At 65.2% G+C, this 15,253-nt stretch carries 11 protein-coding genes; 7 read left to right on the top strand and 4 right to left on the bottom strand.

From position 1 onward, the window contains the following. Positions 1 to 40: 40 nt before the first annotated feature. Positions 41 to 1,390, bottom strand: a complete 1,350-nt coding sequence (locus IHE49_RS14735; RefSeq protein WP_192159226.1) for a hypothetical protein — start codon at positions 1,388 to 1,390, stop codon at positions 41 to 43. Positions 1,391 to 1,480: 90 nt separating this feature from the next. Next, the gene (gene glnA, locus IHE49_RS14730; RefSeq protein WP_192159224.1) at positions 1,481 to 2,890 is read right to left on the bottom strand and encodes a type I glutamate--ammonia ligase; all 1,410 of its coding nucleotides are present in this window, start codon (positions 2,888 to 2,890) and stop codon (positions 1,481 to 1,483) included. 287 nt (positions 2,891 to 3,177) lie between these two features. On the opposite strand from glnA, the gene IHE49_RS14725 reads away from it, so the two are divergent. Further along, on the top strand, positions 3,178 to 3,972 hold the full coding sequence (locus tag IHE49_RS14725) for an undecaprenyl-diphosphate phosphatase (RefSeq protein ID WP_192159223.1): 795 nt from the start codon (positions 3,178 to 3,180) through the stop codon (positions 3,970 to 3,972). On the opposite strand, the gene IHE49_RS14720 is transcribed toward IHE49_RS14725, so the two are convergent. Then, positions 3,918 to 4,946, bottom strand: coding sequence for a LysR family transcriptional regulator (locus tag IHE49_RS14720; protein ID WP_192159221.1), 1,029 nt, complete (start codon positions 4,944 to 4,946; stop codon positions 3,918 to 3,920). The genes IHE49_RS14725 and IHE49_RS14720 overlap by 55 nt on opposite strands. A gap of 143 nt (positions 4,947 to 5,089) precedes the next feature. Here IHE49_RS14720 and IHE49_RS14715 point away from each other — a divergent pair, with 143 nt between their 5' ends. From IHE49_RS14715 to IHE49_RS14695, 5 genes are all read left to right on the top strand, one after another. Further along, entirely contained in the window at positions 5,090 to 6,346 is a 1,257-nt protein-coding gene (locus IHE49_RS14715; RefSeq protein WP_192159219.1) for an efflux RND transporter periplasmic adaptor subunit, read from the top strand. A gap of 198 nt (positions 6,347 to 6,544) precedes the next feature. Next, positions 6,545 to 9,730 carry an efflux RND transporter permease subunit gene (locus tag IHE49_RS14710; protein WP_192159217.1) on the top strand — a complete coding sequence of 1,062 codons (3,186 nt, stop codon included), beginning with the start codon at positions 6,545 to 6,547 and terminating at the stop codon, positions 9,728 to 9,730. Positions 9,731 to 9,866: 136 nt separating this feature from the next. Further along, positions 9,867 to 11,309 (top strand): efflux transporter outer membrane subunit, encoded by a 1,443-nt coding sequence (locus IHE49_RS14705; protein ID WP_343227585.1) that lies wholly within the window; start codon positions 9,867 to 9,869, stop codon positions 11,307 to 11,309. After that, positions 11,306 to 12,046, top strand: a complete 741-nt coding sequence (locus IHE49_RS14700; RefSeq protein ID WP_192159213.1) for an SDR family NAD(P)-dependent oxidoreductase — start codon at positions 11,306 to 11,308, stop codon at positions 12,044 to 12,046. The genes IHE49_RS14705 and IHE49_RS14700 overlap by 4 nt, the downstream gene beginning before the upstream one ends. 32 nt (positions 12,047 to 12,078) lie before the next feature. Next, the gene (locus tag IHE49_RS14695; protein WP_192159211.1) at positions 12,079 to 13,113 is read left to right on the top strand and encodes an NADP-dependent oxidoreductase; all 1,035 of its coding nucleotides are present in this window, start codon (positions 12,079 to 12,081) and stop codon (positions 13,111 to 13,113) included. A 12-nt stretch (positions 13,114 to 13,125) separates the two neighbouring features. Here IHE49_RS14695 and IHE49_RS14690 read toward each other — a convergent pair whose 3' ends face one another. Next, positions 13,126 to 13,617 carry a nuclear transport factor 2 family protein gene (locus tag IHE49_RS14690; protein WP_192159209.1) on the bottom strand — a complete coding sequence of 164 codons (492 nt, stop codon included), beginning with the start codon at positions 13,615 to 13,617 and terminating at the stop codon, positions 13,126 to 13,128. A gap of 752 nt (positions 13,618 to 14,369) precedes the next feature. Between IHE49_RS14690 and IHE49_RS14685 the strand changes: the two genes are divergently transcribed. After that, positions 14,370 to 15,179, top strand: coding sequence for a CPBP family glutamic-type intramembrane protease (locus IHE49_RS14685; protein WP_192159206.1), 810 nt, complete (start codon positions 14,370 to 14,372; stop codon positions 15,177 to 15,179). Positions 15,180 to 15,253 lie beyond the last annotated feature (74 nt).

Below are 15,253 nucleotides of genomic sequence, written 5' to 3'. Positions count from 1 at the left end.
TTGCGCCATCATGGGATGTGCGCAAAGTTGGAGCAATGCTTTATTTCATCAACGACAGTGCGAGTTCGACGTGGTCGGGATATGTTGCGTAGTAGCGCATGCGCAGGAAGCGGCCATCCGGGTCGACGCTGATGTTGCGCCTGCCTTTCCCGCGCAGCGTGGGCAGCGCCTTCGTCAATTGCAGTTGCCAAGCCGCTGCGGTCGTGGCAGTGGCACGGGTGCGCAGCAGCCAGGCCATCAGGCGCAGGCTGGCGGCATAGTCCTGGTTGCGTGCGGCGTATTGCGTGAAGGCCGGTGCTGCGATGCGCGCAAGGACGAAGCCGCCGGCATTGGAGAGGGTGTCGAAAAAATCATTCCGCACGGTCAACAAGCTTGCCATCGGCAGTGGACGATCAGCCAATGCGTCAGATTGCAGGCTGGGCTGGCAAGCCCAAGCGTATGTCGGCGCTTGCAAGCGGAAATCGCGATTGTCGAACATCACGGCCGTTTGCAGTCGCTCGAAGACGTTCTGCCTACCGCTGTTTCCTTCATGCATGATGGCTACAAAATCGGCAAACTCTTGTTGCATCGGCATGCACAAGCTGACGTCACCTTGCGTCGGCAGCGCAAAAGCCCGCATGCATTCATCCGGTATCACCTGATCCTTCGGCAATTCGCCCAGCATGCCGGCAAGCGCGCGCTCATCGGCTTCCATCCATACCGCAGTGAGCATTGCACCGAGGACCGTGTTGGTGTGTGCATGCAGGCGACGTAAGCCGGCTGCCTGATGGCAGACGGCCACCAGCGCCTGCGCTTGCCGTCCGTCGACGAAATCGGCAACGGTGGCGGTAAGCAACAAGTCTTCCGTGTTCTGAAATCCTGGCGACAGCGCGAATGCATAGACACTGCGCGGCTGATCGTCCCACAACTCGTCCGCCGTGTTCACGGCTTCGACCTGCGCCAGCCGACCCGACTGGCGCGCCAGCAGATCGCGCAACGGCTGGCCTTCGGCGCGCACCTTGGCGAGGCAATCATGCTCGCCGATCGCGCAGAGCCGCCGGTACTCTGCGTTACTGATGGCTGGGCGCTTCGAGTATTGCGTGGCGGCCAGCGGCCTGTAGATCATCGCCGTCATCGATGGATTGGCCGGCATGTGGCTGGCCCAGTCCTGCATGTGCGCACGCTCCTGCGCGTATGCCGCATCGATGCGATCCGCGGGTACGTCGTAATCGATCAGCCACAACAGCGGCCACGCATTGCGACCCGGTGGCATCGTTGCAGGCTGCAACAGCCTGAGCGCTTCGGCCTGTGCTGGCGTGGGCGGACGCAGGCGGCCCCACGCGAACGCGCCGAACAGCACGAACAGTGCGATACCGGCGAGCGCACCCAGCACAATGAAAACCTGCCGCATGTCTTCCCCCCACCGCTGCGCGACCACGGAGGATAGCGGAAACGACAACGGGCGCCGCAGCGCCCGTTGCCTTGCCACCTCACGCGGAAATTACAGCGCGTAGTACATCTGGAACTCCAGCGGGTGCGTGCTGGCGCGGTAGCGGGTGACTTCCTGCATCTTCACCGCGATGTAGGCGTCGATGAAGTCGTCGGTGAACACGCCGCCGGCCTTGAGGAAGTCGCGGTCCTTGTCCAGCGCTTCCAGCGCCTGGTCGAGGCTGGAGCACACCTGCGGGATGTTCTTCTCTTCTTCCGGCGGCAGGTCGTAGAGGTCCTTGTCGGCCGGCGCGCCCGGGTCGATCTTGTTGAGGATGCCGTCGAGGCCGGCCATCATCAGTGCGGTGAACACCAGGTAGCCGGAGTTCATCGGATCGGGGAAGCGCACCTCGATGCGACGGCCCTTCGGACTCGCCACGTAGGGAATGCGGCAGCTCGCCGAGCGGTTGCGCGCGGAATACGCCAGCATCACCGGCGCCTCGAAGCCCGGCACCAGGCGCTTGTAGCTGTTGGTGGTGGAGTTGGCGAAGGCGTTGATCGCCTTGGCGTGCTTGAAGATGCCGCCGATGTACCACAGCGCGGTCTGGCTGAGGCCGCCGTAGAGGTCGCCGGCGAACAGGTTCTCGCCGTTCTTTGCCAGCGACTGGTGCACGTGCATGCCGCTGCCGTTGTCGCCCACGATGGGCTTGGGCATGAAGGTGACGGTCTTGCCGTTCTGGTGCGCCACGTTCTTGATGACGTACTTCATCGTCATCAGCTCGTCGGCCTTCTGAACCAGCGTGTTGAACCTCACGCCGATCTCGCACTGGCCGGCATTGGCCACCTCGTGGTGGTGCACCTCGACCTTCTGGCCCAGCGACTCCAGCACCTTGCACATGTCGGCGCGCAGGTCGCCCAGCGTGTCCACCGGCGACACCGGGAAGTAGCCGCCCTTCACCCCGGGACGATGGCCCATGTTGCCGTCTTCGTACTTGAAGCGCGTGCTCCACGCGGCCTCGTTCGACTCGATCTCGTAGAACACGCGACCCATGTCGTTCTGCCAGCGCACCGAGTCGAAGATGAAGAACTCCGGCTCCGGCCCGAAGAAGGCGGTGTCGGCGATGCCGGTGGACTTGAGGTAGGCCTCGCCGCGCTTGGCGATCGAGCGCGGGTCGCGGCCATAGGCCTGCAGGGTGCTGGGCTCCAGCACGTCGCAATGCAGGATCAGCTGGGTGTGCTGGCTGAACGGGTCGAGGTAGGCGGTCTCCGGGTCAGGCATCAGGATCATGTCCGACTCGTTGATGCCCTTCCAGCCGGTGATCGAGGAGCCGTCGAACATCTTGCCGTCCTCGAAGGTCGACTCGTCGATGGCGTGCGCCGGGAAAGTGACGTGGTGGTGCTTGCCAAGCATGTCGGCGAAGCGGAAGTCGACGAACTCGACCTCGTGTTCAACGATCAGGTCGAGCACTTTCTGGGCAGTCATGGCGGAACCTCGTGGTGGTTGATGACCGGTTGTGAGCAAAGGCCATGCCATGCGCACAAAGCCTTTGCCAGCAATGGATTATGCAGCGGCAATGATCAGGGGAAACCCCATTACGGGGCAAAAACGAACGGGTGTTGCACCAGTTTGGATCTTGGCAAAGCCCGACTTGCATCTCGCAACCGGCCCCCAGGATCCGCCAAAGCATGACATCGGGAAGTCGCGGACTGCATTTAAGCTACATCTCTTTTCTTGCCGCTATCGGCACGTCCACCTGACGGAGCGCACCCGTGACCGACCTGCTCAACATCATCCTGCTCGGCATCATCGAGGGCATCACCGAATTCCTGCCGATCTCCTCCACCGGCCACCTGCTGATCGCCGAGCACTGGCTGGGCGCACGTTCGGATCTGTTCAACGTGGGCATCCAGGCCGGTGCGATCCTGGCTATCACCCTGGTGTACTGGAAGCGCATCTGGCAATTGCTGACGCAATGGCGCGACCCGGCCACGCGCGACTATCTGTTCAAGCTGACGGTGGCGTTCCTGATCACCTGCGTGCTGGGCCTGTTCGTCACGCATTACGGCTTCAAGCTGCCGGAAACGGTGACGCCTATCGCCTGGGCCTTGGTCATCGGCGGCTTCTGGATGATCGGGGCGGAAGCGCTGGCCGCACGCCAACCGGACCGCCGCGAGGTGACCTGGACGGTGGCGATCCTGGTGGGCATCGCGCAGATGGTGGCGGGCGTGTTCCCGGGCACCTCGCGCTCCGGCGCCACCATCTTCGCCGCCATGCTGTTCGGTACCAGCAACCGCGCCGCCGCCACCGAATTCGCCTTCCTGGTCGGTATCCCGACCATGTACGCGGCTACCGGCTATGAGCTGTTGAAGGTATGGAAGAGCGGCGGTGCGGCGCATGAGGACTGGACCGCATTGGGCGTGGGCTTCCTGGTCTCGCTGATCGTGGGCTTCATCGCGGTGAAGTGGCTGCTGGGCTACATCCGCACGCATCGCTTCACGGTATTCGCGGTCTACCGCATCGCGCTTGGCGCGGCCTTGCTGTTGTTGATGCCGGCGGGCGTTTGAGCAGCACTGCCGTTGATGTCGGCGGGCGCCTGAACGGCGCCCTTGGGCGGCAGTGCCATGCCCAGCTTGCAGGCAGGCAGGTTGGTGCGCTCGAACAGCTCGTGCACCCATTCGAGGAAGGCCTGCACGCGCGCGGACAGGTGCTTCTTCTGCGGGTAGACCAGCCACACCGGTGAACCGGTGCAGATGGCGTCCTCCATGATCACCTGCAGCTTGCCCATGCCGATGGCGCAGGCGGCCAGCCAGTGCGGCACCTGGATGATGCCCAGCCCCGCCATCGCCGCCTGGATCACCGACTCGCCATCGTTGATCAACAGGTGCGCGTCCACCTCCAGCGCGATGCGGCCGTCCGGCGTGTCGAACTGCCACTGGTAGGCGCGGCCGTTGGTGGGATAGACGTAGTTGATGCAGCGATGCTGCTTCAGGTCCTCAATGGTGACCGGCGTACCGTGCCGCGCCAGGTACGCGGGTGCGGCGCACAGCACGTTGCTGAAGTAGCCCAGCTTGCGGGCGATCAGGTTGGAGTCCTCCAGTTCGCCCATGCGGATCGCGCAATCGATACCTTCTTCGATCAGGCCGATGTTGCGGTCGCTCATCGACAGCTCCAGCCGGATGTCCGGGTAGCGCGCCTCGAAATCGGCCAGGTTCGGGATCAATGCAGCGCGCCCCACCGAGACGTTCACCGCCACGCGCAGCTTGCCGCTGGGCTTGGTGCGCGCGTAGTTCAGCGCATCCACCGCTTCGCCGAGATCGGCCAGGATCGCCTTGCAGCGCTGGTAGAACGACTCGCCGTCGTCGGTGAGCCGCAGCGCCCGCGTGCTGCGGAACAGCAGGCGCACCCCGATCTGCTCTTCCAGCCGCGATACGGCGCGGCTTACCCCGGATGGGGTCATGCCCAACTGCACGGCGGCGGCCGCGAAACTTCGGGCTTCCACCACGCGGACGAAGCTCGATATTGCCGAAAAATCTTCCATGAATGTCATTGTGACGTCATTCGTGCGTGGCTGTCACGAGTGGAGTTCATGAAATGGGGTTTTTCTGTACTCATCGGTATATCTATTATTCGCCTCCCCATCGTGCTGCATCGCCGCACGAACCCCACTCAGGGAGAGTGAACATGAAGAAGAACCTGATCCTGTCCGGCCTCGTCGTCGCGACCGTTGCCAGCAGTTGGGCCTTGCTCGGAGAGCATGGCGGCAGCCACGCCCAGGGCGTCGGGGCCGGCACCGCCCTGCCCGAGGTGACCGTGGCCCGGGCGCTTGTGCGCCCGGTAAGCAACAGCGCCGACTTCACCGGCCGAGTGCAGGCGGTGGACAGCGTGGAGTTGCGCCCGCGTGTGGGCGGCTACGTCGATTCCGTGGCGTTCAAGGAAGGCGCGCTGGTGCACAAGGGCGACGTGCTGTTCCGCATCGACCCGCGTCCCTTCCAGGCCGAAGTGGATCGGCTCACCGCCACGCGCACCCAGGCACTGGCCGAACATGCGCTGGCCGAGATCAATGCCCAGCGCGCACAGCGCCTGCTCGAGCAACATGCGATCGCACAGCAGGAAGCCGACAGCCTGGCCACGGCCGCGCAAAGCGCCGGTGCGGCACTGGCCGCCGCCGACGCCGCGCTCGCCACGGCCAAGCTCAACCTTGGCTACACCGAGGTGCACTCGCCCATCGACGGCCGTGTCAGCAATGTGCGGATCACCCCCGGCAACCTTGTCGGCAGCGGTGACGTCTTGACCAGTGTGGTCTCGGTGAACCCCGTGTACGTGTATTTCGACGTGGACGAACACACCTGGCTGAAGCTCGACCATGCGCGCGCCGACGCCGCACACGACGGCAACAGCCCGCGCGTCGAGGCTGCAATGGAACTATCCGACGAGAACGGCTATCCGCACGCCGGCCGCATCGACTTCGTCGACAACCAGCTGCACACCGACTCCGGCACCATGCGGCTGCGCGCGGTGTTCGACAACAGGGACAGCCTGTTCACTCCCGGCCTTTACGCGCGCATCCGCCTGCAGAGCGGCCAGCCGCAGCCGCGCCTGCTGATCGACGATCGCGCGGTGGGCACCGACCTCGGCAACCAGTTCGTCTATGTGGTCGACGCCCAGCACAAGGTGCAATACCGCAAGGTCAGCACCGGTGCGTTGTTCCATGGCCTGCGCGTGATCGACAACGGCCTGGCGCCCGGCGACGTGGTGGTGGTGAACGGCCTGCAGCGCGTGCGTCCCGGCGCCGAAGTGAATCCGCAGCAGGTGGCGATGGACTACCAGCTCGACAAGCAGGACAAGGCGGTGGTGGAAGCCGGTGCCGATGACAAATCGGCCGATGACAAATCGCGTACGGCGATGACCAAACCGCCGGCTCACGAATCGCAAGGCTGAGCTCGCCCTTGCCCCTCTCCCCGCTGGAGAGAGGAGCCAAGGTGTGGGAGCCAATCCCACGCAAGCGCCGCCTACCCATCGAAACCTGAAAAACGCATTGCCGAAGCCTGAAGGCATCGGCAAGTCCCGACCCCTCACCCAAACCCTCTCCTCCGAGGGGATAGGGGGTCGGCACCCTGAAGTCATCGAGACATACCCATGAAAAACATCGCCCAGTTTTTCGTCGACCGGCCCATCATGGCCGCGGTGCTTTCGCTGCTGTTCGTGATCACCGGCAGCATCGCGGTCTTCCAATTGCCGATCAGCGAATACCCCGAAGTGGTGCCGCCCACCGTGGTGGTGCGCGCCAACTACCCCGGCGCCAACCCCAAGGTGATCGGCGAGACCGTCGCCACGCCGCTGGAGGAACAGATCAACGGCGTGGAAGGCATGCTCTACACCTCCTCGCAGGCCACCAGTGACGGCGTGATGACGCTCACCGTCACCTTCGCGCTGGGCACCGACCTCAATACCGCCCAGGTGGAAGTGCAGAACCGCGTGTCGCAGGCGCTGCCGCGCCTGCCCGAAGAAGTGCAGCGGCTCGGCGTGACCACGCAGAAGAGTTCGCCCGACCTCACCATGGTGGTGCACCTCACCTCGCCCGACCAGCGCTACGACATGCTGTACCTGTCGAACTACGCGCGGCTGCACGTGAAAGACGTGCTGAACCGCTTGAACGGCGTGGGCGACGTGCAGATCTTCGGCGCCGGCGAATACTCCATGCGTGTATGGCTCAACCCGGACAGGCTGGCCCAGCGCGGCCTCACCACCGGTGACGTGGCGGACGCGATCCGCGAGCAGAACGTGCAGGTGGCCGCCGGTGCGCTGAACGCGCCGCCGGTACGCGGCAACGCCGACTTCCAGCTCAACATCAACACGCAGGGCCGCCTGAGCACGGTGGACGACTTCCGCAACATCGTGCTGCGCACCGACCCCGACGGTGCCGTGGTGCACCTGGGCGACGTGGCACGCGTGGAACTGGGCTCCGACCAGTACGCGCTGCGCAGCCTGCTGGACAACCAGCCGGCGGTGGCCATACCGATCTTCGCGCGGCCCGGTTCCAACGCCATCCAGATCTCCAACGAGGTGCGTGCCACCATGGCGCAGCTGAAGAAGGAGTTCCCGCAGGGCATCGAGTACCACATCGTGTACGACCCCACGGTGTTCGTGCGCGGCTCTATCGAGGCGGTGGCGCACACCCTGCTCGAAGCGATCCTGCTGGTGGTGCTGGTGGTGATCCTGTTCCTGCAGACCTGGCGCGCCTCCGTCATTCCGCTGATCGCGGTGCCCGTGTCGCTGATCGGCACGTTCGCGGTGATGTACGTGGTGGGCTTCTCGCTCAACGCACTGTCGCTGTTCGGCATGGTGCTGGCCATCGGCATCGTGGTGGACGACGCCATCGTGGTGGTGGAGAACGTGGAGCGCCACATCGAGCTTGGCCAGTCGCCGAAGGAAGCCACGCGCAAGGCGATGCACGAGGTCACCGGACCGATCGTGGCCACCGCGCTGGTGCTGTGCGCGGTGTTCATCCCCACCGCTTTCATCAGCGGCCTCACCGGCGAGTTCTACCGCCAGTTCGCGCTGACCATCGCGATCTCCACGGTGATCTCGGCGTTCAATTCGCTGACCCTGAGTCCGGCACTGGCAGCGATCCTGCTGCTCCCGCACGGTGCGCCGAAGGATCGCCTCACCCGCGCCATCGACCGCCTGTTCGGCTGGCTGTTCCGCCCCTTCAACCGCTTGTTCCATCGCGGCGCGGAACGTTACGTGGAAGGCACGCGCAAGCTGCAGGGCAAGGGCGCGGCCGCACTGGTGCTGTATGCAGTGTTGATCGGGCTCACCGCGTTCGGCTTCTGGCACGTGCCTACCGGCTTCGTGCCGACCCAGGACAAGCAATACCTGGTGTCGTTCGCGCAGCTGCCGGACGCTGCCTCGCTGGACCGCACCGAGGACGTGATCAAGCGCATGAGCGAAATCGCGCTGAAGCAACCCGGCGTGCAGAGCGCGGTGGCCTTCCCCGGCCTGTCGGTGAACGGCTTCACCAACAGCACCAATGCCGGCATCGTGTTCGTGACACTGAAGCCGTTCGATGAACGGCGCAGCGCGGAGCTTTCTGCCGGCGCCATCGCGGGTGCGTTGAACGCGAAGTTCGCGTCCATCCAGGACGCCTACATCGCGATCTTCCCGCCACCGCCGGTGATGGGCCTGGGCACGATCGGCGGCTTCCGCATGCAGGTGGAGGATCGCGGTCAGCTCGGCTTCGACGAACTGTACAAGCAGACACAGAGCCTGATCGCGGCGAGCCGCAAGGACCCCGCGCTGGCCGGGCTGTTCTCCAGCTTCCAGGTGAACGTGCCGCAGGTGGACGTGAACGTGGACCGCGAGAAGGCGAAGGCCGAAGGCGTGAACCTGGGCGACGTGTACCAGACCATGCAGGCTTACCTCGGTTCGCTCTACGTCAACGACTTCAACCGCTTCGGCCGCACCTACCAGGTAAACCTGTCTGCCGAGCCCTCGTTCCGTCACGACCTCGAAGACATCAACCAGCTGAAGACACGCAATGCGCGTGGCGACATGGTGCCGCTGGGTTCCTTCGTCACCGTGGCGCATGGCGCCGGCCCGGATCGCGTGCAGCATTACAACGGCTACCCGACTGCCGAAATCAACGGCGGTCCGGCGCCGGGCTACAGCTCGGGGCAGGCTCAGGCGGCGATGGAGAAGCTGGCGCAGCAGATCCTGCCGAATGGCATGAGCTTCGAGTGGACCGACCTGACCTACCAGCAGATCCTTGCCGGCAACACCGCGGTACTGGTGTTCCCGTTGTGCGTGCTGCTGGTGTTCCTGGTGCTGTCCTCGCTGTACGAAAGCTGGTCGCTTCCGCTGGCGGTGATCCTGATCGTGCCGATGGTGCTGCTCTCCGCGATCGCCGGCGTGTGGCTGTCGGGCGGCGACAACAACATCTTCACCCAGATCGGCCTGATCGTGCTGGTAGGCCTGGCGTGCAAGAACGCGATCCTGATCGTGGAGTTCGCCCGCGAACGTCAGCACGAAGGCATGAGCCGCCACGAGGCGGTGCTGGAGGCGGCCAAGCTGCGACTGCGCCCGATCCTGATGACCTCGATCGCTTTCATCATGGGCGTGGTGCCGCTGGTGACCTCGCACGGCGCCGGCGCGGAAATGCGCCACGCGATGGGCGTGGCGGTGTTCTCCGGCATGCTCGGCGTCACCTTGTTCGGGCTGATCTACACCCCGCTGTTCTACGTCGTGATTCGCGCCCTGGTCGAACGCCGCGAAGCGCGCAAGCGCGCGCAAACGAACGGCCTGCCGGCGCTGGAGGGACATTGAGATGAAATCGAACATGATTGATTCGCAGCGATTCGTTCTTGCTCGTCATCCCGGCGAAAGCCGGGATACAGCGACTTCGCTTTCAGACGTCCAAGGGCGCTGGAAGACTCGCTACGCCCGCCCTGCTTTCGCAGGAGTGGCGGGCAAGGCAACCGCGCTGTTCGCCGCGCTGGTGTTGGCCGGTTGCGTCAGCATCGGCCCGAACTACAAGGCTCCGGCCACGTCCGCACCGCAACTGCAGGGCATCGACACGGCGCGCGAAAACGCCGCGCAATTCCAGGCGCAGTGGTGGAAGCAGTTCGGCGACCCCGTGCTGGACGCGCTGATCCAGCATGCCGCCGCCGGCAACCTCGACCTGCGCATCGCTCAGGCGCGGCTGGCCGAATCGCGCGCCTTGCTCGGCGGCGCCAAGTCGCAATACCTGCCCGACGTCCAGGGCGGTGTGTCATACAGCCGCAGCCGCGAGCAGAGCCCGGGTTTCGATACCCAGCGCAGCACGGTCACCGCCTACCAGGCCGGCTTCGATGCCAGCTGGGAGATCGACGTGTTCGGCGGCGTGCGCCGTTCGGTGGAGGCCGCGCGCGCCGACCTCGGCGCCAGCGAGGCCGGGCTGCAAGACGCCCAGGTGAGCCTGTTCGCCGAGGTGGCGCGCAACTACTTCGACCTGCGCGGCACGCAGCAGCGCCAGGAAATCGCCCGCCGCGACATCGCCAACCAGGAGGACACCCTGAAGCTGATCCGTGCGCGTGCCGAGGTGGGTACGGCATCCGACCAGGACGTGGCCAGCGCGGAGGCGCAGCTCAGCGCGGCGCAGGCGCAACTGCCCCTGCTCGACATGCAGGCGCATGCCGACGCGTACCGCCTCGCCGTGTTGCTGGGCGAAGAGCCCGGCGCGCTGGACATCGATGTCTCGCCGCAGACCTTCAAGCCGATCGACGCCGTGCTGCCCATCGGCGCCGCCGGCGACGTGCTGGCGCGCCGGCCCGACGTGCGCGTCGCCGAGCGCGAATACGCCGCGGCCACCGCGCGCATCGGCGTGGCCAAGGCGGACTTCTTCCCGCATCTCTCGCTGGGCGGCTTCCTCGGCTTCCTCGCCGGGCGCAGCAACGATTTCGGCGGCCCGTCTTCGCGTGCGTGGTCGATCGCCCCGAGCATCACCTGGAACGGACTCAACGTGCAGCGCGTGCGCAGCGAACTGCATGCCGCCGAAGCACGCACCGATGCTGCCCAGGCCAACTACCGGCGCACCGTGCTGGAAGCCGTGGAGGACGTGGACAACGCCGTGGTCGGCTACAACCTGCAGCACGAGCGGGTGGAGAAGCTGCTCGCGCAGGCGCAGCAAAGCCAGCACGCCGCCGAGCTCGCCAAGGTGCGCTACGAACAAGGCGCCACCGGCTACCTCGAACTGCTCGATGCCCAGCGAGTGCAACTCGCCGCGGACGATGCGCTGGCGCTGGCGCAGGCGGACATCGATACCCGTGCGGTGGCGCTCTACAAAGCCCTGGGCGGCGGCTGGCAAGCCTGTGGCGATGACGTGCATTGCGCGCCTGTCGCCAACCCGGTGGCCGCCGTGCCATGAGCAAGCCGCGCCAGCACGCGGCGCAGGATGCGCCGTCCGTCCCCGGTGTGCATCGCGTGGCCCTGGTCAGCGGCGCAAACCGCGGGCTGGGTTTCGAAGTGGCGCGCCAACTCGCCGCTCGCGGCTACAGCGTGCTGCTGGGTGCGCGCGACCCTGCCAAGGGACGGCAGGCCGCGAAGCAGATCGCCGGTGACGTCGCAGCCGTACCGTTGGACGTCACCGATGCGCGGCAGATCGCCGAAATCGCCGCCTGGATAGAACGCGAACACGGCCGCCTCGACGTGCTGGTGAACAATGCCGGCGGCCACGCCGACAGCAACGCACGTGCCGAAAGCGCCGCGCCCGCCGATGTGCGCGCCGCTCTGGAAACCAATCTGCTCGGCGCGTGGCAACTCAGCAGCGCGCTGCTGCCGTTGATGCGCCGGCATCGCTACGGTCGCATCGTCAACGTCACCAGTGGCTGCGCCGGCGTCACCGCACCCGACGCCATCGGCTATCCCGCCTACCGCGTCTCCAAAGCCGCGCTCAACGCCTATACCCGAGCGCTGGCCGCCGAAGTGGCCGGCAGCGGCATCCTGGTCAACGCGGTCTGTCCCGGCTGGCTCGCCACCGGTCTCGGCGGACCGGGCGGCGGACCGGTGGAACGCGGCGCCGCCAGCGTGGTCGCCGCCGCCTGCCAGCCCGAACCCGGCATCAACGGCGCGCTGCTGCGCGACGGCCAGCGCATCGCGTGGTGACACGCGCCATTTCCCTCGAAAGGGCTCACTCCATGCCGCAAACTCCCCACATCAATCGTCGCGTGCTGCTCGCCGCGCGTCCGCACGGCAAGCCTGTGCCGCAGGATTTCCGTCTCGACGAGACACCCGTACCCGAACCCCAGGACGGCCAGGTGCTGCTGCGCACCCTGTATCTCTCGCTCGATCCCTACATGCGCAACCTGATGAACGCCGCAGGTGCCAGCTACGCGCCCGCGGTGGCCGTCGGCGCGCCGATGGTGGGCGGCACGGTGAATCGCGTGGTGGCCTCGCGTCATCCGGATTTCCGCGCCGGCGACCTGGTGCTGGGCAACGCCGGCTGGCAGGACTATGCGCTGTCCGACGGCAGCGGCCTCACGCCACTGGGCGACATGCCACGGCCTTCCTTGGCACTGGGCGCATTGGGCATGACCGCGTTCACCGCCTATGTCGGCCTGCTCGACATCGGCCAACCGCAACCGGGCGAGACCGTGGTGGTGGGTGCCGCCACCGGTGCGGTGGGGGCCGTGGTGGGCCAGCTGGCCAGGCTCAAGGGTGCGCGCGTGATCGGCATCGCCGGCGGCGCGGACAAGTGCCGTCTCGCGGTGGAAGAACTTGGCTATGACAGCTGCCTCGACCGCCACGCGCCACAGTTGGCAGCACACCTCGCCGCCGTCTGCCCGAACGGCATCGACGTCTATTTCGAGAGCGTGGGCGGCGAAGTACTGGACGCCGTGCTGCCTCTGCTCAACAACCATGCCCGCGTCCCGGTGTGCGGCATCATCGCGCACTACAACGACGGCGCGCCGCCGGCCGGCCCCGACCACCGCCCCGCCCTACTATCCACCGTGCTGCAGAAGCGCATCCGCATGCAGGGCTTCGTGATCCTCGACCACTACGCCACGCGTTTCGCCGATTTCCGCCGCGAGATGGGCGAGTGGGTCGCGGCAGGCCGGGTGAAGACGCGCGAGGATGTGGTGGACGGCCTCGAACAGGCGCCGGACGCCTTCATCGGCCTGCTCGAGGGGCGCAATGCAGGCAAGCTGGTGGTGCGTGTGGCCGGGGATTGAATCCTGCCACGCTCAGCTCTTGCCGAGATCGGTGTGCGCCGAATACAGCGCATGCCAATGCCCGTCGATGTAGGTGAACACGTCCGAGGAATAGAGCTTGCCCTTCGTGGCCGGCGCGGTGCTGACGAAGCTGATGATCGCGGTGTCGCCCTGCAGCGTCACCTGCTGCTCCACCGGATGCGCCTGCTGCCACGCGGTTACTTGCTGCTTCATCGCCTGCGAGCCACGATTCTTCGCGGCATGGGCCACGATGGCGGCCTTGGTGGCGAAGGTGCCTGCCACACCCACCGAGCGGTAGTCCGGCAGCAGCATGTCGTCGAGCCACGCGGCATCGCCGCTCTCCTCGGCCTCGAGCCAATGCTGATCCACGGCCCGCACCGCCGCGGCGGTGCGGGCGGTTTCGTCCACCTCGGCGGCAGAAGCGGAAATCGGCGTTGCGAGCATGCCCGCAACGAGGGCGAGTGCACCCAGGCCGAAGCCCGGCAAACGTTGGCTGTATGTCATTCGATTCTCCCAGAGGATCTGCGCGATTGCATGACCGCACATCCAACTTGCCCTCTTGCACAGGTCGACGACCGCAGATTTGTGGCGAGCGTCCGCAATACGGGGACGAGCGGGCAGCCCGCAAGCCTCAACGGCGCACCGGGTCCAGATCGCTCACAGGCAGACGCCCTCAACCAGATGACGCAAGCATTGCGGTTGGCTGGCGCGGACCGACGCAATCCCGAAGGCCGTCGAACTGCCCTAATTCAGTCGGAGGACGCTTCCACTTTGCATAACGCGTAAAACTCTGCGGCGGGCGGTCCCACCGTGCATCGGGCGGCGTCGAATTTGACGCTCAAGACGCCTATCCGACCGCTTGTCACAATCACGCATGCGTTCGTCCCCATGCTGTCGCATCGTGTCGCCATTCATTTAAAAGTGGACCCTTATCTCACTTTAAAAGTGGACCTTTATCTCTCGGCGCTGGGTACGCCATAGTCCTTGGGGCAACGCGCCGTAGCGACAAAACGGGTATCGCATCGACCATTCTGATTGGCGACAAAGCTCAGCTGACCCTCCACCGCTCGCCCTGAGCGCAGGGCCGAAGTAGAAGGTGATCGCAGCTGGGCATTTCGACTTCGCTTGCCATTGCAAGCGACACCCAGCGCCAACGGAATCCCTGGCTGAGTGTCGTTGCCAATCAGGTCCGCGATTGATGCGTCGTAGTCAAACAAATTCTGACCGTTCGGATAGGCACGAGGGGAAGTCGTACCATGACGCGGAATTCGCGATCGATCACGCTTTACCTGGCCGTTGCGTTTGCGTTCGCGTGGGTATTCTGGCTACTCGCCTGGCTCAGCAGCAAACACCTCGTCTCGCTTCCTTTGGTGCCGATGATGTTCGTCGGATCATTCGGGCCGTTCATTGGCGCGGCTGTAACGACGTTTAGCGAAGGCGGCGTTCGCCGAACGACAGGCTTTTTTCGTCGCGGCCTCGATCCGCGGATGGGATGGGCCGTCTTCCTGGTTTCCTTCTTCCTGATGCCGATCCTGGCGATCGTTGTGGAACTGGCGCATGCGCATTTCATCGGTCAAGCGCCGCAGTTCACGATGACCTTGGCGGACTTCCCGCTCAGCTATTTGTTCTTGTTCGTGCTGGGCGGGACGCTGGCGGAGGAATATGGCTGGACATTTCTGTCGGACAAGCTTGATGCGATTCTCCCGCTCAAGCGTTCGACCGCGATCCTCGGCTCCATCTGGGCCATTTGGCACCTGCCGCTGTTCTTTATCGTTACCAAGGGCGCCATACAGGGCTACACCCCGTTCTACATCTTCTTCATTGTCACGGTAGCGTTGCGCTTTCTGTTTTCCTGGGCGTACCACCGCGGGGGGCGGAATATATTGTCCAACATGCTCTTCCACACCGCGGCAAACATCGCCTACAGCCTGGCAGCGATTGCGCCCGCACCTGGAGATCTTTCCACGGGGCGGCTCTGGATGTTCACGCTACTCACCATCGCTTCAGCAGGTCTCGCCTGGATCGTGGCCCCGCCGCGCGCGGAGAGTCCCCTCCCATCGGTTTAGCGCTGCTCGCTGTCGGCGCGGAGCACTGCATTGAGCAGCTGTCCCGTGGCGCAATCCTCGACCGGAATCCCGGA

This window comes from Rhodanobacter sp. 7MK24, assembly GCF_014842995.1.
Lineage (GTDB): Bacteria > Pseudomonadota > Gammaproteobacteria > Xanthomonadales > Rhodanobacteraceae > Rhodanobacter_A.
This window is presented reverse-complemented; position numbering and strand designations above follow the sequence as displayed.

Bases quoted from the DNA above. Each gene is read 5' to 3' on its own strand.
- IHE49_RS14735 (WP_192159226.1), bottom strand. From the start codon at position 1,390: ATGCGGCAGGTTTTCATTGTGCTGGGTGCGCTCGCCGGTATCGCACTG.
- glnA (WP_192159224.1), bottom strand. From the start codon at position 2,890: ATGACTGCCCAGAAAGTGCTCGACCTGATCGTTGAACACGAGGTCGAG.
- IHE49_RS14720 (WP_192159221.1), bottom strand. From the start codon at position 4,946: ATGGAAGATTTTTCGGCAATATCGAGCTTCGTCCGCGTGGTGGAAGCC.
- IHE49_RS14715 (WP_192159219.1), top strand. From the start codon at position 5,090: ATGAAGAAGAACCTGATCCTGTCCGGCCTCGTCGTCGCGACCGTTGCC.
- IHE49_RS14710 (WP_192159217.1), top strand. From the start codon at position 6,545: ATGAAAAACATCGCCCAGTTTTTCGTCGACCGGCCCATCATGGCCGCG.
- IHE49_RS14700 (WP_192159213.1), top strand. From the start codon at position 11,306: ATGAGCAAGCCGCGCCAGCACGCGGCGCAGGATGCGCCGTCCGTCCCC.
- IHE49_RS14695 (WP_192159211.1), top strand. From the start codon at position 12,079: ATGCCGCAAACTCCCCACATCAATCGTCGCGTGCTGCTCGCCGCGCGT.
- IHE49_RS14690 (WP_192159209.1), bottom strand. From the start codon at position 13,617: ATGACATACAGCCAACGTTTGCCGGGCTTCGGCCTGGGTGCACTCGCC.
- IHE49_RS14685 (WP_192159206.1), top strand. From the start codon at position 14,370: ATGACGCGGAATTCGCGATCGATCACGCTTTACCTGGCCGTTGCGTTT.